The 19,832-nt window shown below is 69.5% G+C and carries 19 protein-coding genes; 6 read left to right on the top strand and 13 right to left on the bottom strand.

The window, feature by feature from the left end; genetic code table 11:
• Positions 1–438: sugar phosphate nucleotidyltransferase (locus tag AB4112_RS27450; protein WP_441724219.1), on the bottom strand; the 438-nt coding region annotated here is incomplete at its 3' end.
• A 217-nt stretch (positions 439–655) separates the two neighbouring features.
• On the opposite strand from AB4112_RS27450, the gene AB4112_RS27445 reads away from it, so the two are divergent.
• The 5 genes from AB4112_RS27445 (at position 656) to AB4112_RS27425 (ending at position 5,988) form a co-directional block, all read left to right on the top strand.
• Complete coding sequence (locus tag AB4112_RS27445) at positions 656–1,606, top strand: substrate-binding domain-containing protein (protein ID WP_309799167.1); 951 nt, start codon at positions 656–658, stop codon at positions 1,604–1,606.
• A 129-nt stretch (positions 1,607–1,735) separates the two neighbouring features.
• The gene (locus tag AB4112_RS27440) at positions 1,736–3,262 is read left to right on the top strand and encodes a sugar ABC transporter ATP-binding protein (RefSeq protein ID WP_441724217.1); all 1,527 of its coding nucleotides are present in this window, start codon (positions 1,736–1,738) and stop codon (positions 3,260–3,262) included.
• Positions 3,263–3,296: 34 nt separating this feature from the next.
• Entirely contained in the window at positions 3,297–4,316 is a 1,020-nt protein-coding gene (locus AB4112_RS27435) for an ABC transporter permease (protein ID WP_441724215.1), read from the top strand.
• A gap of 98 nt (positions 4,317–4,414) precedes the next feature.
• Positions 4,415–4,774 (top strand): YciI family protein, encoded by a 360-nt coding sequence (locus AB4112_RS27430; RefSeq protein WP_441724213.1) that lies wholly within the window; start codon positions 4,415–4,417, stop codon positions 4,772–4,774.
• A complete protein-coding gene (locus AB4112_RS27425; RefSeq protein WP_441724211.1) occupies positions 4,771–5,988 on the top strand; it encodes an RNA polymerase sigma factor in 1,218 nt (405 codons plus the stop codon). The genes AB4112_RS27430 and AB4112_RS27425 overlap by 4 nt, the downstream gene beginning before the upstream one ends.
• Here AB4112_RS27425 and AB4112_RS27420 read toward each other — a convergent pair.
• The 8 genes from AB4112_RS27420 to AB4112_RS27385 all read right to left on the bottom strand — a co-directional run bounded on the left by AB4112_RS27420 (position 5,985) and on the right by AB4112_RS27385 (position 13,866).
• Positions 5,985–6,356 (bottom strand): hypothetical protein, encoded by a 372-nt coding sequence (locus AB4112_RS27420; RefSeq protein WP_441724209.1) that lies wholly within the window; start codon positions 6,354–6,356, stop codon positions 5,985–5,987. The genes AB4112_RS27425 and AB4112_RS27420 overlap by 4 nt on opposite strands.
• A complete protein-coding gene (locus tag AB4112_RS27415; protein ID WP_441724207.1) occupies positions 6,353–7,522 on the bottom strand; it encodes a kynureninase/PvdN C-terminal domain-containing protein in 1,170 nt (389 codons plus the stop codon). The genes AB4112_RS27420 and AB4112_RS27415 overlap by 4 nt, the downstream gene beginning before the upstream one ends.
• Positions 7,519–8,631, bottom strand: coding sequence for a tryptophan 2,3-dioxygenase family protein (locus tag AB4112_RS27410; protein WP_441724205.1), 1,113 nt, complete (start codon positions 8,629–8,631; stop codon positions 7,519–7,521). Before AB4112_RS27410 ends, AB4112_RS27415 begins: the two co-directional genes overlap by 4 nt.
• Before the next feature lie 129 nt (positions 8,632–8,760).
• Positions 8,761–9,987: a phenylacetate--CoA ligase family protein gene (locus AB4112_RS27405; protein WP_441724203.1), complete on the bottom strand. Its 1,227-nt coding sequence runs from the start codon at positions 9,985–9,987 to the stop codon at positions 8,761–8,763.
• A 101-nt stretch (positions 9,988–10,088) separates the two neighbouring features.
• Positions 10,089–11,378 carry a cysteine desulfurase-like protein gene (locus AB4112_RS27400; protein WP_441724201.1) on the bottom strand — a complete coding sequence of 430 codons (1,290 nt, stop codon included), beginning with the start codon at positions 11,376–11,378 and terminating at the stop codon, positions 10,089–10,091.
• A gap of 38 nt (positions 11,379–11,416) precedes the next feature.
• Positions 11,417–12,094: an amino acid ABC transporter permease gene (locus AB4112_RS27395; protein WP_309799185.1), complete on the bottom strand. Its 678-nt coding sequence runs from the start codon at positions 12,092–12,094 to the stop codon at positions 11,417–11,419.
• Positions 12,095–12,161: 67 nt separating this feature from the next.
• The gene (locus AB4112_RS27390; RefSeq protein ID WP_309799187.1) at positions 12,162–12,953 is read right to left on the bottom strand and encodes an ABC transporter substrate-binding protein; all 792 of its coding nucleotides are present in this window, start codon (positions 12,951–12,953) and stop codon (positions 12,162–12,164) included.
• 196 nt (positions 12,954–13,149) lie between these two features.
• Complete coding sequence (locus AB4112_RS27385; protein ID WP_441724199.1) at positions 13,150–13,866, bottom strand: GntR family transcriptional regulator; 717 nt, start codon at positions 13,864–13,866, stop codon at positions 13,150–13,152.
• 313 nt (positions 13,867–14,179) lie between these two features.
• On the opposite strand from AB4112_RS27385, the gene AB4112_RS27380 reads away from it, so the two are divergent.
• On the top strand, positions 14,180–15,697 hold the full coding sequence (locus AB4112_RS27380; protein ID WP_309799191.1) for a class I adenylate-forming enzyme family protein: 1,518 nt from the start codon (positions 14,180–14,182) through the stop codon (positions 15,695–15,697).
• On the opposite strand, the gene AB4112_RS27375 is transcribed toward AB4112_RS27380, so the two are convergent.
• From AB4112_RS27375 to AB4112_RS27360, 4 genes are read right to left on the bottom strand one after another with little or no spacing between them, the layout of a single operon-like run.
• Positions 15,694–16,527 carry an ABC transporter ATP-binding protein gene (locus AB4112_RS27375; RefSeq protein ID WP_309799193.1) on the bottom strand — a complete coding sequence of 278 codons (834 nt, stop codon included), beginning with the start codon at positions 16,525–16,527 and terminating at the stop codon, positions 15,694–15,696. The genes AB4112_RS27380 and AB4112_RS27375 overlap by 4 nt on opposite strands.
• Position 16,528: 1 nt before the next feature.
• Positions 16,529–17,812 carry an ABC transporter substrate-binding protein gene (locus AB4112_RS27370; protein WP_309799194.1) on the bottom strand — a complete coding sequence of 428 codons (1,284 nt, stop codon included), beginning with the start codon at positions 17,810–17,812 and terminating at the stop codon, positions 16,529–16,531.
• Positions 17,813–17,851: 39 nt separating this feature from the next.
• Positions 17,852–18,937, bottom strand: coding sequence for a branched-chain amino acid ABC transporter permease (locus tag AB4112_RS27365; protein WP_441724196.1), 1,086 nt, complete (start codon positions 18,935–18,937; stop codon positions 17,852–17,854).
• Positions 18,937–19,830 (bottom strand): branched-chain amino acid ABC transporter permease, encoded by an 894-nt coding sequence (locus AB4112_RS27360; protein ID WP_441724194.1) that lies wholly within the window; start codon positions 19,828–19,830, stop codon positions 18,937–18,939. The genes AB4112_RS27365 and AB4112_RS27360 overlap by 1 nt, the downstream gene beginning before the upstream one ends.
• Between the last annotated feature and the right edge of the window lie 2 nt (positions 19,831–19,832).

Raw genomic sequence — 19,832 nt, 5'->3', positions numbered from 1 at the left:
GAGGTAGCCGGCGCGGGCGGCGGGCGCGGCGGCGGCGATGGCGGCGCGGAAGCCGGCGGGGTCGGCGATGTGGTGGTCGGCCGGCAGCACCAGCATCAGGGTGTCGGGGGCCTGGTCGGCCAGGAAGCGGGCGGCGACGGCGACGGCCGGGGCGGTGTTGCGGGCGACCGGCTCGAGGATGATGGCCGAGGGCGCGACCCCGATCTGGCGCATCTGCTCGGCGACGACGAAGCGGTGGTCGTCGGCGCAGATGAAGACGGGCGGGGCGAAGCCGTCGGCCTCGCCGACCCGGGCCACCGTCTCCTGGATCATGGTCCCGTCCGACACCAGCGGCAGGAACTGCTTCGGGTACCCCGCCCGCGACAGCGGCCACAGCCGCGTCCCGGATCCCCCCGACAGCACCACCGGTACCACCGGCCGATCAATTTCCTTCGCCATGACACTCTCCCGCCGCGCCCGATCCGCCGGGCCGGTATGGTTATGAACGCTCCGGCCCTGTGGATTCAACCATGCCGCTCCGGCCCTGCCCGGGGATTCCCCCCGGGATGCCGTTGACAGTGCCGGACCAATCATCTGACAATTTGGCCGACGCAAAGAGTCGTGGAGCGCGGCGCGGCACCGCCCATGACGATCAAATCGCCGCGGAGGAGAGCTCATGACTGGTTCGTTGCAGCGCACCCTGCTGGGTGCCGTCCTCGCGCTCGCCGTCGCCTTGCCGGCCGCGGCGCAGGACAAGAAGACCATCCTGACATCGGTGCCCAATCTCGGCTTCCCGTTCTTCGTCCACATGATGAACGAGCTGAAGTCCGAGGCGCAGAAGCAGGGCGTCGCCGCCACCGAATCCGACGGCCAGAACAGCGCGCCGAAGCAGACCGCCGATGTCGAGGCGGCGCTGGTGCAGAAGGTCGACGGCATCGTGATCAGCCCGATCGACGTCAACGCCATGGCCCCGGTGCTGTCCGAGGCGGTGGAGGCCGGCGTGCCGGTCGTCACCATCGACCGCCGGGTGACCGGGGTCGACGGCATCCTGGCCCATGTCGGCGCCGACAACGTGCTGGGCGGCGAGGCCCAGGCGAAATGGCTGATCGCCGCCTATCCGAACGGCGCCACCATCGTCAACCTGCAGGGCCAGCCCGGCGCCAGCCCGGCGATCGACCGCAACAAGGGGCTGCACAACGTCCTCGACTCGCAGAAGGACAAGTACAAGATCGTGGTCGAGCAGACCGCGAACTTCGCCCGCGACCAGGGCCTGAGCGTCACCGAGACGATCCTGGCCGGGCTGCAGACGCCGCCCGACGTGATCGTCGCCGCCAATGACGACATGGCGCTCGGCGCGCTCGAGGCGGTGCGCGGCCGCAACCTGCAGGACAAGATCAAGATCATCGGCTTCGACGCGCTGCCCGAGGCGCTGGGCAGCATCCGCGACGGCGGCATGGCCGGCACCATCGAGCAGTTCCCGGGCGGCCAGAGCCGGCAGGCGGTCGACGTGCTGGTCACCTTCCTGAACACCAAGAAGAAGCCGGACCCGGCGGTGATCCTGCTGACCCCGATCGCCATCACCAAGGCCAATCTCGACAAGGCCGAGCGCATCGCCGAGGTGAAGTAGGGCTGGTCCCCGCTCCTTGTTCCTGTCATGCCCGGGCTTGACCCGGGCATCCAGGGGCAACCCAGAGCGGTTCTCCGTGGCTCCTGGATCGCCGGGTCAAGCCCGGCGATGACAGGTGAGAGAGGGTGCATGACCGAACCGCTGCTGCGCATGACCGCGATCACCAAGCGCTTTCCCGGTGTGCTGGCGCTGGACGGCGTCGGGCTGGAAGTGGCGGCGGGGGAGGTGCACGGCCTCTTGGGCGAGAACGGCGCCGGCAAGTCGACGCTCTTGAAGATCCTGTCCGGGGCGCAGGCGCCGGATGGCGGCGGCATCGCCTTCGCCGGCGACCAAGTCAGCTTCGCCGCGCCCTATGAGGCGCAGCGGCGCGGCATCGTCACGATCTACCAGGAGTTCAACCTGATCCCGAGCCTGACGGTGGGGGAGAACATCCTGATCGGGCGCGAGCCGGGCCGGGCCGGGCTGGTCGACTGGTCGGCGATGCACCGCCTGGCCAAGGCGGCGCTGGACCGGATCGGCCTGGCCATCGACCCGCGCCGGCTGGTCCGCGACCTCAGCGTCGCCGAACAGCAGATGGTCGAGATCGCCCGCGCTTTGTCGATGGAATCGCGGCTGATCGTGATGGACGAGCCGACCTCGGCCCTCAGCTCGACCGAGGTCGACCGGCTGATGGCGATCATCCGGGCGCTGCGGGCCCAGGGCATCTCCGTGATCTACGTCACCCACCGGCTGGACGAGGTGATGACGGTGTGCGACCGGATCACGGTGCTGCGCGACGGCCGGCTGGTCGGCAGCGCCGAGGTCGCGGCCATCGGCATCGACGACATCATCCGCATGATGGTCGGGCGCGACCTCGGCGCCCTGGCCCGGATCGAGGGCGGCGCGGCGCAGGCCGGCCCGCCGGCGCTGCGGGTCGAGGGTATCAAGACCGAGCGCAGCGCGATCAACCCCCATGCCACGGTGCTGCGCGACGTGTCGCTGTCGGTCCGCCGGGGCGAGATCCTGGGCATCGCCGGGCTGGTCGGGGCCGGGCGCACGGAGCTGGCGCGGTCGGTGTTCGGCGCCGACAGCCGCACCGCCGGCCGCATCCTGGTCGAGGACAAGCTGGTCGACATCCGCTCGCCGGCCGATGCGATCCGCCATGGCATCGGCCTGGTGCCGGAGGACCGCAAGCAGCAGGCGCTGTTCCTGTCGCTGGCGATCCGCGCCAACCTGGCGATCACCGCGCTGGGCAAGCTGTCCGGCCTGTTCGGCTATGTCTCCGACTCCAGGGAGAAGGGGCTGGTCGAGGAGTATCGCCGGGCGTTGGGCATCCGCATGGCGAGTTCGGAGCAGCAGATCGCCAACCTGTCCGGCGGCAACCAGCAGAAGGTGGTGCTGGCGCGCTGGCTTGCGCTGCGGCCAAAGGTGCTGATCGTGGACGAGCCCACGCGCGGCATCGACGTCGCCGCCAAGGCCGAGGTGCATCAGCTGCTCGGCCGGCTGGCACGGGACGGGATCGCGGTGATCGCGATCTCCTCGGAGCTGCCCGAGGTGCTGGCGATCAGCGATCGCATCGTCACCATGTGCGAGGGCCGTATCACCGGTGAGGTCGACCGCGCTGACGCCGACGAGGAAACGCTGATGCGGCTGATGACGCGCCGCGAGGCGGCTTAGACGAACAAGCGGCTTCGAGACAAAAGGGATGGGGATGGCGCAGGGAACGGTTTCGGAGCAGGGCGGCGGGTTCGACCTGTTCGGCATGCTGGCGCGCTTCGCGCCGCTGATCTTCCTGGTGGTGCTGATGGCGGGCTTCGCCATCGCCGAGCCGCGCTTCCTGTCGACCGTCAACCTGCTCAACGTGCTGCGCCAGGTCTCGATCTCCGGCCTGCTCGCCATCGGCATGACCTTCGTCATCCTGACCGCCGGCATCGACCTGTCGATCGGCGCGGTGCTGGCCTTCTGCGGCCTGGCCGCCGCGATTGTCGCCAAGGGCAGCGCCACCGGCAACTTCGCCCTCGGCAGCGACGAGGTGCAGGGCTATGGCTGGGGCGTGGCGGCGCTGGCCTCGGTCCTGCTCGGCATGGCCGCCGGCGCGGTGCAGGGCTTCGCCATCACCCGGCTCAAGGTGCCGCCCTTCGTGGTGACTTTGGGCGGCATGTCGGTGTTCCGCGGCGCGGCGCTGCTGCTGTCCGGCGGTGGGCCGATCAGCGGCTTCGACGCCGGCTTCCGCTACTGGGGCCAGGGCAAGGCCCTGGAGATCCCGGTGCCGGTGCTGATCTTCCTCGGCTTCGCCATCCTGGCCCATCTGGTGCTGCGCTACAGCCGGTTCGGCCGCCAGGTCTATGCCGTGGGCGGCAATCCGGAGGCGGCGCGGCTGTCCGGGCTGAAGGTCCGGCGGGTGCTGCTCGGCGTCTACGTCATCATGGGCTTCTTCGTCGGGCTCGGCGCCTTCGTGCTGTCGGCCCGGCTGAATTCGGCCGAGGCGGTGGCGGGGCAGGGCTATGAGCTGACGGTGATCGCCTCGGTGGTGATCGGCGGCACCAGCCTGTTCGGCGGCATCGGCACCATCTTCGGCACGGTGATCGGCACCGTGCTGATCGGCGTGCTGCTGAACGGCCTGGTGCTGCTGAACGTGTCGTCCTACGTGCAGCAGATCATCATCGGCGTCATCATCGTCCTGGCCGTGGCCTTCGACACCTTCGCCAAATCTCGCCGACGGAGGGTGTAGCGCCGATATTTTCGCGGCGCGATGTCGAAACGGCGGCTGCCGGCCCGTCATGGCATCGAGCGACACCATTCGCGCTCGATCCCTGTGAGGAGAGGACCATGCAGTACGCATTGCTGTTCCAGCAGACGCCCACCGAATTCGCCGACCGCAAGGATCCGCAACGATACGTCGCCTTCTGGGCCGCCTTCGGCCCCTATATGAAGGCCCTGCAGGAGGCCGGCGTGATCGTCACCGGCGCCGGGCTGCAGCCGCCGGAGACGGCCACCACCCTGCGGCAGCGGGACGGCCAGCGCCTGGTGCAGGACGGCCCCTTCGCCGACACCAAGGAACAGCTGGCCGGCTTCTTCATCATCGAGGTGCCGAACCTCGACGCCGCGCTCGACTGGGCCGCCCGCTACCCGGCCGGCCCCGGCGGCGGGGTGGAGGTCCGGCCCGTCACGCCGCCGCATCGGGAATGAGCCTGGAGACGCGCCGCGCGGTCGAACGGGCGGCGCGTGACTCCTATGGCCGTCTGGTGACCTTCCTCGCCGCGAGGTCGCGCGACCTCGCGGCGTCGGAGGACGCGCTGGCCGACGCCTTCCGCATCGCGCTGGAAACCTGGCCACGTGACGGCGTGCCGGACCGGCCGGAGGCGTGGCTGCTGACTGCCGCGCGCCGCCGGCTGGTCGACGGCGCGCGCCATGCCCGGGTGCAGGCCGATGCGATGCCGGACCTGCTGGCGGCGGCGGACGAGGCGCAGGCACTGGCGGAGGCCGATTCCTTTCCCGACGAGCGGCTGAAGCTGCTGTTCGTCTGCGCCCATCCGGCGATCGACCCCGCGATGCACACACCGCTGATGCTGCAGACCGTGCTCGGGCTCGACGCGGCGCGCATCGCCTCCGCCTTCCTGGTCAAACCCTCGGCGATGGGGCAGCGCCTGTCCCGCGCCAAGGTGAAGATCCGCGACGCCGGCATCGCCTTCGAGCTGCCGGAGGCCAGGGATCTGGCGCCGCGCCTGGATGCGGTGCTGCAGGCGATCTACGCCGCCTATGGCAGCGGCTGGGAGGATGTGGCCGGCGCCGATCCGCGCCGCAAGGGGCTGGCGGCGGAGGCGATCGAACTCGGCCGGCTGCTGCGGCCGCTGATGCCCGCCGAGCCCGAGGTCGAGGGGCTACTGGCGCTGATGCTGTATTGCGAGGCCCGGCGCGGGGCGCGGCGCAGCCCGGCCGGCGACTTCGTCCCGCTCTCGCAGCAGGACACCGAACGATGGTCGAAGCCGATGCTGGCGGAGGCCGAGCGGATCCTGGCCGCTGCCGCCCAGGATGGCCGCATGGGGCGGTTCCAGCTCGAAGCGGCGATCCAGTCGGCGCATGCGCAGCGGGCCCGGATCGGCAGCACCGACTGGGAGGCCGTGGCCCTGCTGTATGAGGGGCTGGTGCGCCTGGGCCCGACGATCGGCGCCCTGGTCGGTCGGGCCGCTGCCGTGGCCGAGGCTCGCGGCGCCGCGGCCGGCTGGGCGCTGCTCCAGGACATCCCGGCCGGGGCGGTCAGCAGCTACCAACCCTATTGGGCGCTGGCCGCCCATCTGCTGCGGCGGCTCGGGCAGCCGGCGGACACGGCCTATGAGCGCGCCATCGGCCTGTGCGAGGACCCGGCGATGCGCGACTTCCTGGTGCGGCAGATGGCCAGCTAAGGCCGGAACGACGCCAGCCCGGCCAGCCGGACCAGCAGGAAACCGATTCCGGCGAGGAGGATCAGGATGCACAAGCCAATGGCGACGCGCATCGCCACCACCGACCGGCGCGGTGGGCCCGCCGCGCCATGCCGGGTCGCGAGGTCGCGCCGGAGGCGGCGAAACCATCGCGACAGGCCCCAGCCGCCGACCAGGACCGAGATCCCGGCCAGGCCGAGATAACTCCAGAACACGCCGGCCGCGCCGAAGCGCTGGAACAGTACGCCGGTCCGCTCCGGCGCGTCGATGCCGACCCCGGAGAAGGCGCTGTAGACCAGGGCGAGGCCGGCCAGGATCAGGCCGAGCCACTTGATCGGCGTCTCGATCATCGCAGGGCTGACGTCACCCGTTCGACCATGTCAGGCACGTCGGCGACATCGTGGTACAGGCCGAAGCCGAAGCGCAGGCGGTCGTCACGGTGGTCGACGATGATGCCGGCCGCCTGCAGCCGCTCGTCGATCGCGCCGGCCGCATCGGTCCGGTAGGTCAGGAAATGGCCGCGATGCGAGGTGTCGAGCGGCGCCAGCAGCCGGCTGCGGGCGAGGTCGGGCAGGCCGGCCCGGTCCAGCGCCGCCGCGAAGGCCTCCTGCAGCGCCAGCACATGGGCGTGAATGGCCGGCACGCCGATGCCGCGCTCCGCCAGCAGGTCGAGCACGGCGAGCAGCCGGTACAGGCCCGAAGGATCGAAGGTCGAGCCAAGGAAGCGGCTGCCGTCGGTGCCATAGAGCACCCGCCCGTCCTGCGCCCCGGCCAGCGCGCCGAAGGCGGCGTACCAGCCGGTGTCGCGCGGCCGCGGCCCGTAGCCCGGCGGCACATGCAGGAAGCAGGCGCCTTCGCCGGCCATGGCGTATTTGTAGCCGCCGGCGATGTAGAAGACGCGGTCCGCGATGGCCGAGATGTCGGTCGGCAGCGCCATGAAGCCGTGATAGCCGTCGATCGCGATCAGCGTCCCGCGGTCCGGCACTGCGTCGACCAGCGCCGCCAGGTCGGGCACGGCATAGCCCGAGTTGAAGAACACCTGGCTGAAGAACACCAGGTCATGGCCGCCGGCCCGTGCCGCCGCGGCGAAGCGGGCGGGGAAATCGGCGGTCGGCTCCTGCGCCACGCGGGTGACCTGGACCAGCCCATCCTCCTCCAGCCGCGCCACCTGGCGGCGGAAGCTGTGGAATTCGGAATCGGTGGTCAGGATCCGCGCCGGCCGGTCGGTGGGCAGGCAGGACAGCAGCCGGCGCACGAATTCATGGGTGTTCGGCGCGAAGGCCAGGGAGGCGGGGTCGGGCAGGGCCAGGATCGTGGCGATCCGCGCCTGCAGCCGCGGCACCAGCCCGCCGAAGATCGGGCCCCATTTCATGTCGGCGTGCAGCGCGCTGTCCTCGACATAGCGCGCCTGGGCCGCGAACACCGCATCGGGCCAGAAATGGTGGCTGTGCGCCGCCAGGTGCAGCCGGTCCGGCGCGGCGGCGATGAAGCGGGAGAACAGCAGCTTGTAGGTCACTTGCCGGCCTCCTGGCCGCTGGGGTCCTTGTCATAGGACAGGCTGGTGCGGCGGGTGATCTCCTTCGGCAGCGGCGGCAGGGCCGAGCGCGGGATCAGATAGGTCGACAGGGTGAACAGGTCGCCGAACACCCGGTGCTTCTCGGCGGTGCGGCTGAGGTATTCGTGGCCGGAGGAGCCGCCGGTGCCGGTCTTCAGCCCGATCATGCGCTGGACCATCAGCGCGTGGCGGTAGCGCCACAGCGTCATGGTCTCGTCGATGTCCATCAGCAGGCTGATCAGCCCGAACGGCACCTGCAGCGCCGGCTCGTCGCGGTAGAGGTTGATGAACAGCGCCGCCTGCAGCGCCCGCCACGACATCCGCCACGACCCTTGCGCCACCTCGGCGGCGTACAGCGTCTCGTCGAACAGCGCGTCGAAGCGGGACAGGGCCTGGCGCAACGCCGCGACCTCCTTCTCCCGCGCCGCATCGTCCAGCGTCGGATGGGCCGCGAGGTGGCCGATGTCGCCCTCCAGCATCTGCACCACCGCCGCGCGGTAGGCCTCGTGGAAGCGATAGCCGCCGCGCTCGATGAACGGGGTGCGGGCCAACCAGGCGTCGAGCTGCTCGAACAGGCTGGGCTGGCTTAGCGCCGCCGTCACCCGTTCGCGGCCCGGCGATTCCAGCCGGGTCTCGAACGACTTGCCCTCATAGGCCAGGCGATCGGCCAGGCGCAGGCCCAGCCGGATCTCGATCAGCCGGAACTGCGCGCTCTGGAAGCCCGAGGCCGGGCGCAGCAGGTCGCGGAAATCGAGGAAATCCAGCGGCGTCATGGTCTCCAGCACGTCGAGCTGGTGCACGCCGAGCTTCAGGATCTCGTGGATCCGGTGCAGCGCCCGGGTCGCCCGGGCGATGGCGCGGTCGTCCACCCGCTCGGCCGCGAACACGCCCTGCACGGCGTCGAGCTCGAACAGGATCTGCTTGAACCACAGCTCGTAGGCCTGGTGGATGATGATGAACAGCATCTCGTCATGGGCGGGCCGCCCGGCCTTCTCGCTTTCGCGGGCCTGGAGGTCGAGAAGCTGTTCGAGCTGGAGGTAGGAACCGTAATGGACACCTGGTTCGGCCATGGCGCGCGTCTCCCCGTAGGCTGGTGCCTGCCGGTTGCCGGCTGAAGCCGACCGCGGTCCAGTGCTAGTGGATGGCGGGACGCTAGCGCGACCGGGCCGCGTCCCGCAAGCCGGTGCGCTGCCGCCCGGTCAGGCGAATTTGCGGGTGTCGTCGATCACCTTGCCGTCGTTCGGCAGGCCGCCGGGCGGCACCACCGCCACCGCGGCGTGCAGCTTGGTGACGTCGGCCAGGGTCTCGGCCACGGCGTCGGCGATGGCGGCATCCGCGGCCTCGACCTGCAGCGTCACCTCGTCGATGCCCTGGCGGCTCGCCACCACCAGCCGGCCGCGCGCCAGATCATGCCGCTTCAGCACCTCGGCGACCTGGCCGGGATGCACGAACATGCCGCGGACCTTGGTGCTCTGGTCCGCACGGCCCAGCCAGCCGCGCAGCCGCGGCGCGGTGCGGCCGCAGGGGCTGCGCCCGGGCAGGATGGCGGACAGGTCGCCGGTGGCGAAGCGGATCAGCGGCGAGCAACGGTCGAAGCTGGTCACCACCACCTCGCCGACCTCGCCCTCCGGCACCGGTTCGCCGGTGCCGGGGCGCACGATCTCGACCAGGATGCCTTCGGCCAGCACTAGCCCCTCGCGCCCCTCGGTCTCATAGGCGATCAGCCCGAGATCGGCGGTGCCGTAGCTCTGGAACACGTCGATGCCGCGGGCCGAATAGAATTCGCGCAGCGGCGGCAGCAGCGGCCCGCCCGAGACATGGGCGAGGGTGACCGAGCGGGTGTCGTGGTCCAGCTGGTCGGCCTTCTCCAGGATCAGCTTGAGGAAGTCGGGCGTGCCGACATAGCCGCGCGGCTGCAGGTCGGCCATGGTCCGGGCCTGCAGCTCGGTGTTGCCGGTCCCGGCCGGGATGACGGCGCAGCCCAGCGCCTCGGCGCCGGTCTCGAACATCACCCCGGCCGGGGTGAAGTGGTAGGAGAAGCAGTTCTGCAGGATGTCGCCCTCACGGAAGCCGGTGGCGAACAGGGCGCGGGCGGTGCGCCAATGGTCGATGCCGTGGCTCTCGCCCTCGTAGATCGGGCCGGGCGAGGCGAAGATGCGGCGCAGCCGGCCGGGCGGCAGGGTGGTCATCCCGCCGAAGGGCAGGTCCAGCGCCTGGGCCGAGGTCAGGTCAGATTTGCGGGTCAGCGGCAGCTCCGCCAGCTCGGCCCGGCTGGTGACCGCCGCCGGATCGAACGCGGCGAGGTGCTTGGCGTAGCCGGGGGCCGCCGCCTTGGCATGGGCGATCTGGGCCGGCAGCTCGGCCAGCAGCGCTTTCTCCCGCGCCTCCGCCGGCCGGGTCTCGAGATCGTCGTAATGGTCGGTCATCGCGGCCTCGCCCATCCATCCCCAGAGGTCGCCGCCGGACTCCGTCTGCGGCCTCCGGGGATCACGACAGGCTTGGGGCGCCCCGGTCAAGCCCGGTGCGTTCAGCCGGCCTTCTTGAGATAGGCGGCCAGGGCCGCGCCGAAGCGCCGCACCTCCTCGACCGTGTTGTAGTGGACCAGGGAGACGCGCAGGGCGCCGGTGGTCATGCTGAGGCCCAGCCGCTTCATCAGCCGCGGCGCGTACATGTGCCCGTCGCGGATGCCGATACCGGCATCGGACATGGCGTCGGCGATCGCCTGCGGCGAATGGCTGCCGATGTTGAAGCAGATCGTCGGCACCCGGTCGCCGACCCGGGCCTCGTCGGCGATGCCGTAGACGGTGGCGCCGCAGCCCTTCAGCACCCGCAGCATCTCGCGCGACAGCGTCGCCTCATAGGCCCGTATCGCGGTCATCGCCGCCACGATGTCGCCGCGGCGGGATCCGGTCGAAAGGCCGGTGAAGCCGCGGCCGAGCGATTCGAGGTACTTCACCGACGCGCTCATGCCGGCGACGTTCTCGTAGATGAAGGTGCCGGCCTCGATCTTGTAGGGCGGCTCGTCCGGGATGAAATCCTCGCGGAAGGTCGGCAGGCGCTTCAGCGCGTCGAAGCGGCCCCACAGGAAGCCCATATGCGGCGAGAAGTTCTTGTAGCCGGAGCAGACGAGGTAGTCGCAGCCCCAGGCCTGGACGTCGATCAGCCCGTGCGGGCCGTAATGGACGCAGTCGACGAACACCTCGGCCCCGGCGGCATGCGCCAGCTCGGCCACCGCCGCGACATCGACGATCGAGCCGATCGAATGGGCGGTCACGGTGCAGGCGACCAGCCGGGTGCGCGACGACAGCAGCGGCTTCAGGTCCTCGGCGTGGAGGTTGCCGTCCTCGCGCATCCGCCACCACGCGAACTTCGCGCCCATCTTCTCCAGCGCCAGCCAGGTGGCGATGTTGGCGTCGTGGTCCATGTCGGTGACGATGATCTCGTCGCGCTCCTCCAGCATCTGGCCGATGCCGAGGCTGACCAGCCGGATGAAGGAGGTGGCGTTCATGCCGAAGGAGATCTCGGCCGGGCTGTACGCGTTGACCAGCAGCCCGACGCTCTCGCGGGCCTCGGCCACCGACTGGTCGACGGCGCGGCTCTTGTCGTAGCGGCCGCCGCGCTGGACATTGTGGTCGACCAGGTGGTGGGTCACGGCGTCGAGCACGCTCTGCGGGATCTGCGCGCCGGCGGCGTTGTCGAGGAAGATGAAACCCTCGGCCTCGGCCTGGCGCAGCGCCGGGAACAGGGAGCGGACCGTCTCGATCGGGAACGGCGCTGCGGCCGGGGTCTGGGAAGCCGTGGTCTGGGCAAGGGGCACGGGGAGTCTCCTGGGAAAGGTCCGGGGCGCGGGCCGGGTCAGCGGCGGGCGGCCTGGCGTTTGCTGCGCTCCTCGAGATGGCCGATCAGGCGGACGAGGGGCCAGAGGAAGGCGAGGTAGATGATGGCGGCGCCGATCAGCGGCGTCGGATTGGCCATCTGCGCCTGGGCGTCGGTCGCCTGCTTCAGCAGGTCGGGCATGGCGACGACGGAGGCCAGGGCGGTGTCCTTGTAGACCGCGACGCAGTTGCTGGTCAGCGGCGGGATGATGACGCGCACCGCCTGCGGCAGGATCACCTTGCGCATGGCCAGCCAGAACGGCAGGCCCAGCGCCGACGATGCCTCGAACTGGCCGCGCGGGATGCTTTCGATGCCGGCGCGGCACACCTCCGCCGTGAACGCCGCCAGCACCATCGACAAGGCGAGGGTGGCGGAGACGAAGGAGGACAGGCGGATACCGACGAAGGGCAGGGCGTAGTAGATCAGGATCAGCACCACCAGGATCGGCAGCGCGCGGAACATGTCGATGTAGCCGACGGCGAGCAGCCGCAGCGGCCGCGGGGCGTAGAGCCGCACCAGGCAGACCAGCAGCCCGGCCAGTGTGCCGATGACGATGCTGGTGCAGCCCAGGAGGACGGTGTTCCACAGCCCGCGCAGCAGGATCGGGAACGACCGCACCAGCACCGGCCAGTTGAAGAAGGTGTCGAAGATGTCCATGGTCCGGCCCGGCTGGCGCGGCGGGAGGGCCGGGCATGCCGCCCGGCCCCGGCGTCGTCGGTTGCGGCTACTGGGCCTGCGGGATCGGCCCCGGCACCACGGTGCTGGTGCCGGCCTCGGGGTCGACCCCGAACCACTTCTTGTGGATCGCAGCCATGGTGCCGTCGGTCTTCATCGCCGAGATGGCGTCGTTCACCTTGGTCAGCAGCGGGTGGCCCTTGCGCGCCATCATGGCGAAATGCTCGCCGGTGGGGATGCGCAGCAGGATCTTCAGGCCGGGCATCTGCTTGATCGCGTATTGCAGGCCCGAGATCTCGCTGGCGCCGAAATCGACCCGGCCGTTCTGGACCTCCATCAGCAGGTCCTGCTGGGCGTTGTAGCCCTTGACCTCGGTGATGCCGAGCTTCTCGCCATTGGCCTTGGCCCAGGCCTCGCCGGTCGACCCGGACAAGACGCCGACGATCTTGCCCTTGAGGTCGTCGAGCGAATGGATCGGCGATGTCGGCACGCCGAACACCGTGCCGTCGCTGTCGTAGTAGGACTGGGTGAAGGACTGGTTCTGCAACCGCTCGTTGTTGACCGAGATCGACGAGATGGCGAAGTCGATGCGGCCGGAGCTGGTGGCGGCGAACAGGGCCTGGAAGCCCAGGTCCTGGAACTCGACGTCGACGCCGATGCGCTTCGCGACCTCTTTCGCCAGGTCGACCTCGAAGCCTTCGAAGGCGCCGCTGTCGGTCTTGTACTCCCAGGGCGGATTGGCCGGGTAGGCGCCGACGACGATCGTCTCGGCCAGGGCCGGCGACGCGGCGGCGACGCCGAGCGCGATCAGGACGCCCATGCGGGCCAGGCATTTCATCATGGTCAGCCTCCTCTGTTTTCTGCGGTCCAAGCGACGGTTTATTGGCTCTTTGTTTCCGCTCTCGCGGCTGCTTTCGCCTGATGGGCGATGCAGCTTTGTTTGATCATGTGATCACGGATAGGGGGCCCTGATCAACCGGAATTGCTTTAACCTTAAACCTTCACCAGCCGATGATGCCGCGCCTCAGCAGAGCCGTTCAGGCCGGCGCCGCCGCCTTCGCCTCCGCTTCGTCCGGGCAGAGCGTCCGCAGCAGGTCCTGGGTGGTGCGGATGTCGGCGATGATCTCCTCGCGGGCCCGCGCCGCGTCGCCGTGGCGCAGGGCGGCGATGATGGCGTGGTGATGGCCGGTGTAGGGCGCCAGGGTGCCGGCCCGCAGCATCGGTTCGACATGGGCCGACAGCCGGCGCATGTAGGGCCCGAACCGCAGCCATAGCGTCTCGATCAGCTGGATCAGCACGTCCGAGCCGGAGGCGCGGTAGATGGTGAAGTGGAACTGGCGGTTCTTGTCCAGCATGTCGTAGGGGCTGGCGTGCCGGGCGATCCGCTCCTRCTCCAGCACCGCGGCGTGCAGCAGCTCGATGTCGGCGGCGGTGACCCGGGCGGCGCCGAGCTCGGTCGCCAGGCCTTCGATGGCGATGCGGGCGCGGCAGAGGTCGTCCAGCCGCGCCCGGGTCACGATCGGCACCCGGGCCGACCCGTTCGGCGCGATCTCCACCGCATTCTCCGCCCCCAGCCGGCGCAGCGCCTCGCGCACCGGCATGTGGCTGGTGCCGAAGGCCTCGGCCAGCGACGCGATGGTCATCACCTGGCCGGGGTCGAACCGGCCGGTCATCAGCGCGTGCCGCAGCTGCTGGTGCACGCCGTCCTGAATGGTCAGCCGCGACAGGATCGGCTCCAGCCCCGTATCGGCCATCGATGTCGGTCCCCACGGCTTTGATCAAATGAGCAAGCTGAGCCTATTGCATCAGCAGGGTTCGTCAAGCCTGGGCGGCCGGCATCAGCTAGCGACTGAATCCCGGTTACGCCGGTAACCCGTTTCTGCGGCGCTGACATCATTCGGCAGTCCCGGGGCGCCAATTTCTCGTCACAGCGAGAGACGCCGCGTGTCCTGGCGCTGAACTGATCGGCCGGACACTGCCCTCCGATCTCGCTCAGAACTTAACTCTGCTGCCGGGCGGCGAAGACCGCCGCCCTGAAACCTTCATGTTTGTCGTTTGGAGAGTCGAATGACTTTCACGCCTATCGCAGCGCTGCGCCACAGTGCCGAAACGCAGCCGGACAGCGTGGCCTTCGTCAGCGGCGAGGACACCTGGACCTATCAGCGGCTGGCGCAGGAGGCCGGCGACCTGGCCCTCGGCATTGCCGCCCGGGGTGTCCGGCCGGGCGACCGCGTCGTCCTGCACATGGTGAACCGGCCCGAGATGGTCGTCGCCTACTACGCCTGCTTCCTGGTCGGCGCGATCGCGGTGCCGTTCCGCACCGCGTTCAAGGCGGCGGAGCTGATCCCGCTGCTGGAGCGGCTGCGGCCCGCCCTCTACATCGGCGATGCCGATCTCTATGCGCGCATCGCCGCCGTCGACCGCGCGGTTCTCGCCTCGGACCGGCGTTTCGTCATCGGGGCCGGCGCCGATGACGGGCGGGCGCAGCCCTGGACGGTGCTGTTCGGCGACACCAACGGCGCGCCGGTGCCCGACACCGTCGACGCCCACGCCCCCGCGGTGCTGATCACCACCTCCGGCACCACCGGCCAGCCCAAGCTGGTGATCCACACCCCGTCCACCCTGGGGGCCGGCGCTGAGTCGCTGGCGAATTGGGGGCTCGACGGCAGCCACGTCGCGGTCATGGCCACGGCGATGGGCCATGCCAGCGGCCTGTTCACCTTCCTGGGCTATGTCAGGTTCGGCGTGCCGTTCATCCTGCTCGACCGCTTCGACCCCGACGTCGTGCTGGACGTGGTCGAGCGTCATCGCTGCACCTGGCTTCTGGCGATGCCCTACATGTTCGGCCTCCTGTTCGAACGGCAGAAGGTCCAGCCGCGCAACGTCGCGTCGCTGCGCAGCTGCATCACCGGCGGCGACGTCTGCCCGCAGCAGCTGCAGGACCAGTTCCCGGCGGTGTTCGGCTGCCCGCTGCATTCGATCTGGGCCGCGACCGAGACCATCGCCGCGATGGCCTACCGGCCGGTGTCCGGCCCGGCCTGCCGGATCGTGAAGGGCGCGCAGGTGCGCCTGGTCGACGACCGCGGCCTGCCGGTGCGGCGCGGCGAGATCGGCGAGCTCCTGGTGCGGGGTCCCGATGTCAGTATCGGCTACTGGGCCGGGCCGGGCGCGGTCGAAGGCGCGCCGCGGCACGGCTGGTACCAGACCGGCGACCTGATGCGGCAGGATGAGGCCGGCGATCTCTGGTTCGTGTCGCGCAAGAAGGAGCTGATCATCCGCGGCGGCACCAACATCTCCCCGGTCGAGATCGAGGAGGCCCTGGCCGCCCATCCCGCCGTCAGGACCGCCGCGGCGGTCGGCGTCGCCGATGCGGTGCTGGGCCAGCGGGTGGCGGGCTTCGTGCAGCTCGAGCCCGGTGCGCGCACCACCTCCCGGGAGATCCTGGCCGATGTGACGGCGCGGCTGGCCGACTACAAGGTCCCGGAATGGCTCGAGATCGTCGAGGAGATCCCGCGCAACAACCTCGGCAAGATCGACCGCCGGTCGCTGCTGATGATGATCGAGCAGTTGAAGGGAGCGGCCTAAAGCCAGCGCTTGCGGCGCTTGAAGCTCTTCAGGTTCTTGAAGCTCCGGCGCTGCTCGCCGGCGCCGCCGAGGTAGAACTCCTTGACGTCCTCATTGGCCGCCAGGGCCTCGGCGGTGCCGTCCAGCACCACCTTGCCGTTCTCCATGATGTAGCCGTAGCTGGCGCAGGACAGCGCCATCCGGGCGTTCTGCTCGACCAGCAGGATGGTCAGGCCGAGTTCGGCGTTGAGCTGGCGGATGATGCCGAACACCTCCTTCACCAGCAGCGGCGACAGGCCCATCGAGGGCTCGTCCATCAGGATCAGCTTCGGCCGGGCCATCAGCGCCCGGCCGATCGCCAGCATCTGCTGCTCGCCGCCCGAGAGGTAGCCGGCCAGGCCGGTGCGCTCGCGCAGCCGCGGGAAATAGCCGTAGACCCGGTCGATGTCGTCGCCGATCTCGCGGTCGCGCCGGGTGTGGGCGCCGAGCCGGAGGTTCTCCAGGCAGGTCATGTCGGCGACGATGCGGCGCCCCTCCATCACCTGGAAGATGCCCCGGCGCACGATGGCGCCGGGGTCGAGATGGTGGATCGGCTGGCCGTCATAGGTGATGCCGCCGCGGGTGACGGCGCCGTCCTCGGTGCGCAGCAGGCCCGAGATCGCCTTCAGCGTGGTCGACTTGCCGGCACCGTTGGCGCCGAGCAGCGCCACGATCGCGCCCTTCGGCACCGTCAGGCTGAGGCCGCGCAGCACCAGGATGACGTCGTTGTAGACCACCTCGATGTTCTCGACCGAGAGCAAGGGCGGCGCCGTTTCCGGCAGGGCCGCCGCCGCGGGCGCCGCCTGGCTCATCTCAATACCCCAGCCATTCCGGGCGGCGGGGCAGGGTGATCTCGCCGACCTTCTCCAGCGCCATGGTGCCGTCGGCCATCAGGGCGGAGACCTCCTTGCCCTGGGTCGCGCCCTTCACATGGCCCTGGTAGATCGGCACGGTCATCAGGCCGCGATGGTCGGTGGCGGTCCAGGTCGAGGGCAGGCACACCCCCTCCAGCCCGGCCGGCACCCAGTCCTTCTTGTCGTACATCGCGTCGCGGATGGCGACGCCGCCGACCGCGCCCTTGGCCTTCGCCGCCTTGATCGCCTCGACCATGTAGGAGGTGGCGCAGACCCCGGCGATGTAGCTGAGAGGGCGGTAGGCTTGGCCGCCGGAATCGCTGATCTTCGAGATCTCGCGCACCCGGTCCATGCCGGCGCCCTTGTCGGTCCAGATCGCGCCGGTGCGGACCGCGACCACCACGCCGTCGGCGTTGGCGCCGGCCGCCTTCATGATGTTCTCGTCATAGCCCCAGACATTGGCCACGAACTGCACCTTGGTGCCGGCGGTGGCGCAGGCGTTGAGCAGCGAGGGGGTCGAGCCGGCGATGTTGGCGATGTAGGCGTAGTTGGCGCCCTTCTCCTTCAGCGTCAGGCATTGCGGCGTGAAGTCGCCCGGCGCCATGGTGTACTGGATCGGGTCCAGCACCTCGAAGCCCAGCTCCTTCGCGTATTCGTTGCAGGCGACCTTGGGCGAGTTCGGGTAGGGGTGGTTGTCGCCCATATGCACCCATTTCGGGGTGCCCTGGCCGCCCTTCTTCTTCCAGTCCTCGGCCGCCCATTGCGCCAGGGCGCGGCAGGCGTCGGAGTAGGAGGGGCCGTAGAAGAAGTTGAACGGCGTCGCCTTGGTCGCCTTCGGCGCCTTGCCGGTCGGGTCGGTCAGCGCCCCGGAATAGGAGCCGGAGAAGTAGGGGATCTGGTCCTTGCCGATGAACTCGATCAGCGCCTCGGTGTCGGCCGTACCCCAGCCGGCGATCGCCACCACATGCTCGTTGGCCACCAGCCGCTGGTATTCCGACACCGCCTGCGGCGCCTTGTAGGCGTAGTCGTAGGTCTCGAAGGCGATGCTGTCGCCGTCGACCCCGCCATTTTCGTTCACCCAGTTCAGCGTGTCGGCGACGCCATCGGCATAGGGCACGCCGATCGAGGCGGTCGGGCCGGTCAGGTCGGCGATGTGGCCGACCGGGATGTCGTCCGCCACAGCCGGTGCGGCGGCGCAGAGGCCGATGAAAGCGGTGGCGGCGAGCAGGGATCGTCTCGACATCGGTGTCTCCTCCATGGCGGCCGTTCTGTCGCGGCCGGGTTAGTACGAGAAGGGATACAGCTTCCACCAGGCCTTGATCTGGCGCCAGCGATGGGCCAGCCCGTCCGGCTCGAAGATCAGGAACAGGATGATGGCGACGCCGACCGCCATCTCCTTCAGGAAGTTGATGCCGACCCGCAGGTCGAGCGTCTTGTACAGCCAGGTGCCGCGGATCAGCCGCACCAGCCAGTCCATCACATCGGGCAGCGACACCATGAAGATGGTGCCCAGGATCGACCCCATGATCGAGCCGAGCCCGCCGATGATGACCATGCCGAGGAACTCGATCGATTTGAGGATGGTGAACTCCTCGACCGAGACCACCTGCAGGTAATGGGCGTAGAGGGCGCCGCCGACCCCGGCGTAGAAGGCGGCGATGCCGAAGGACAGCACCCGGTACTTGGTCAGGTTGATGCCCATGATCTCGGCGGCGAGGTAGTGGTCGCGCACCGCCACGAAGGCGCGGCCGTCGCGCGAGCGCATCAGGTTGGTCGCGGCCAGGAACAGCAGCACCGCCCAGAACAGCACGACGTAGAAGTAGTTGATGCGGTCGACCTCCCAGCCGAACAGCATCACCGGGGCGGCGGTGGCGCCGGCGACGCCGCCGGTGAACCAGCCGGCGCGGGCGAAGAAATCCTCGAGGATGACCTGGGCGGCGAGGGTGGCGATGGCGAGGTACAGGCCCTTGATCCGCGCCGCCGGGATGCCGAACACCAGCCCGACCCCCGCGGTCAGGATCCCGGCCAGCGGGATGCAGAAGAAGACGGGGATGCCGGTGGTGCGGTTCAGCCAGGCCGAGGCGAAGGCGCCGAAGCCGAAGAACACGGCATGGCCGATCGAGATCTGGCCGGTGAAGCCGACCAGGATGTTGAGGCCCAGCGCCGCGACCGCGAGGTAACCGATCTCGATGAAGCTGTCGATCCAGCCCTTGGACAGCCAGCCGAGCTGCACCGCGATCGGCGAGGCCGCCAGCAGCAGCAGGATGACGATGACGCTGCGCCGGCTGAAGGCGTCGGCGAAGATGGTGGTGTCGGCGCCGTAGCTGGTGCGGAAGTCGCCGCAGGGGCGGGCATAGGCGTTGGCCATCACATCCGCTCGATGTCTTTGGTGCCGAACAGGCCGTAGGGCTTGATCATCAGGATCACGATCAGGACGTAGAAGGGGGCGATCTTCAGCATGTTGCCCCAGCCCAGGACCGTGACGTCGAGCCAGTGGGCGAAATGCTCGAGGATGCCGATGATCAGCCCGCCCACCACCGCGCCGACCACGCTGTCCAGCCCGCCCAGGATCACTGCCGGGAACACCTTGATGCCGAAGCCGGACAGGGCGGAGGACACGCCGTTGACCACCCCGACCACGATGCCGGCCACCGACGACACCATGGCCGAGATCGCCCAGGCCATGGCGAACACTTGGCGGACCGAGATGCCCATCGACTGCGCCACCTGCTGGTCGAAGGCGGTGGCGCGCATCGCCAGCCCCATGCGCGAGAATTTGAAGAACCAGGCGAAGCCGCCCATGATGAACAGGCTGATCGCCATCGACAGGATGTAGACCGTCTGCACCTGCAGCCCGAGGATGTTGACCGACTGGGTCTCGAAGATCGGCGGGAAGGGCTGGGCCGAGACGCCGAAGATCCAGGCCATCATCGGCTGGAAGATCAGCGACAGCCCGATCGTCACCATGATCACCGAGATCACCGGCTGCCCGATCATCGGCCGCAGCACCACCAGCTGCAGCAGGATGCCGAACACCAGCATGAACACCAGGGTGATGGCGAAGCCGATCACGAACGGCACCTGGTACTTGGTCAGCACCCACCAGCAGATCCAGGCGCCGATCAGCAGGAACTCGCCCTGGGCGAAGTTCACCACCCGGCTGGCCTTGTAGATCAGCACGAAGGACATGGCGACCACGCCGTACAGCGTGCCGACGATGACGCCGTTGACCAGCAGCTGCAGCAGGAAGGAGAGGTTCATCG

This window comes from Inquilinus sp. 2KB_23 (genome assembly GCF_052115705.1).
In the GTDB taxonomy this organism is placed as follows: Bacteria; Pseudomonadota; Alphaproteobacteria; order DSM-16000; family Inquilinaceae; genus Inquilinus; species Inquilinus ginsengisoli_A.
Note: the sequence above shows the minus strand (reverse complement) of the source record. Positions and strands in the feature narration are given on the sequence as shown.

Coding starts and splice junctions, on each gene's coding strand:
- AB4112_RS27405 (WP_441724203.1), bottom strand. CDS start 9,987: ATGACCGACCATTACGACGATCTCGAGACCCGGCCGGCGGAGGCGCGG.
- AB4112_RS27390 (WP_309799187.1), bottom strand. CDS start 12,953: ATGATGAAATGCCTGGCCCGCATGGGCGTCCTGATCGCGCTCGGCGTC.
- AB4112_RS27440 (WP_441724217.1), top strand. CDS start 1,736: ATGACCGAACCGCTGCTGCGCATGACCGCGATCACCAAGCGCTTTCCC.
- AB4112_RS27365 (WP_441724196.1), bottom strand. CDS start 18,937: ATGGCCAACGCCTATGCCCGCCCCTGCGGCGACTTCCGCACCAGCTAC.
- AB4112_RS27435 (WP_441724215.1), top strand. CDS start 3,297: ATGGCGCAGGGAACGGTTTCGGAGCAGGGCGGCGGGTTCGACCTGTTC.
- AB4112_RS27375 (WP_309799193.1), bottom strand. CDS start 16,527: ATGAGCCAGGCGGCGCCCGCGGCGGCGGCCCTGCCGGAAACGGCGCCG.
- AB4112_RS27380 (WP_309799191.1), top strand. CDS start 14,180: ATGACTTTCACGCCTATCGCAGCGCTGCGCCACAGTGCCGAAACGCAG.
- AB4112_RS27370 (WP_309799194.1), bottom strand. CDS start 17,812: ATGTCGAGACGATCCCTGCTCGCCGCCACCGCTTTCATCGGCCTCTGC.
- AB4112_RS27410 (WP_441724205.1), bottom strand. CDS start 8,631: ATGGCCGAACCAGGTGTCCATTACGGTTCCTACCTCCAGCTCGAACAG.
- AB4112_RS27445 (WP_309799167.1), top strand. CDS start 656: ATGACTGGTTCGTTGCAGCGCACCCTGCTGGGTGCCGTCCTCGCGCTC.
- AB4112_RS27360 (WP_441724194.1), bottom strand. CDS start 19,830: ATGAACCTCTCCTTCCTGCTGCAGCTGCTGGTCAACGGCGTCATCGTC.
- AB4112_RS27395 (WP_309799185.1), bottom strand. CDS start 12,094: ATGGACATCTTCGACACCTTCTTCAACTGGCCGGTGCTGGTGCGGTCG.
- AB4112_RS27430 (WP_441724213.1), top strand. CDS start 4,415: ATGCAGTACGCATTGCTGTTCCAGCAGACGCCCACCGAATTCGCCGAC.
- AB4112_RS27425 (WP_441724211.1), top strand. CDS start 4,771: ATGAGCCTGGAGACGCGCCGCGCGGTCGAACGGGCGGCGCGTGACTCC.
- AB4112_RS27420 (WP_441724209.1), bottom strand. CDS start 6,356: ATGATCGAGACGCCGATCAAGTGGCTCGGCCTGATCCTGGCCGGCCTC.